The organism is Cobetia sp. 2AS, assembly GCF_029846355.1.
Taxonomy (GTDB): domain Bacteria; phylum Pseudomonadota; class Gammaproteobacteria; order Pseudomonadales; family Halomonadaceae; genus Cobetia; species Cobetia amphilecti.
Genome location: NZ_JARWKQ010000017.1, coordinates 1 through 622, shown reverse-complemented (window position 1 = coordinate 622; position 622 = coordinate 1). Strand labels below are relative to the sequence as shown.

Sequence of the window (622 nt, the reverse complement as noted above, 5' to 3'; positions counted from 1 at the left end):
ACCGCTGGTAACGCCATGCGTCCCCGGCAGCGGATGCGTACTTTACGCACGAACCGCCGTGAGGGCAAGGGCTTTTTGAAGATCAGGCCAGATTTCGCCTTCATACCCCTGATTCTGGCACCTGGAGCACTCCAGCCATCCGATCTCTGGCAACAAGGCTCGTCTTGAGCACCCTTTTCTCTACCTGGCGGCGCACGCAAAAAAACCGAGTCTTGCGCCCAGAAAATATCCCGAATGACGCCACTCCCGGCCCAGACATGATGGAAATGAGCATCCCTCTGATGAACTCCGACGCTGACAGACCTATGCGAGGTGCCTCAAGCCGCACAAAAAACGCCCCCACAACAAAAGCTGCGGGGGTGTTTCTTGGCAAAACCAGGGATAAAGAAAAAGCGCACATCATTTTCGTCAATGACAGAACCATCACAGCACGATGATGAGCCAAAGACTTTCTTCTTGTGGAGCCGGGGAAGGTTATCTCTCGCAGCACTTTTCCATGCACGTCTTTCTGCACATGGCTTTCTATTGCACCACTTTTCCCGCGTACAAAGAGAACCGCCCCTGCAGCAAGGCTGCAGGGGCGGTTCGGGATAAGTGCCTGACGATGACCTACTCTCACATG

At 54.3% G+C, this 622-nt stretch carries 1 protein-coding gene; it reads right to left on the bottom strand.

Annotated features, from left to right (window positions below):
• Positions 1 to 100: 100 nt before the first annotated feature.
• Positions 101 to 622, bottom strand: a 522-nt coding sequence (locus QD356_RS17735; protein WP_279878492.1) for a hypothetical protein, incomplete at its 5' end; no start/stop codon positions are given.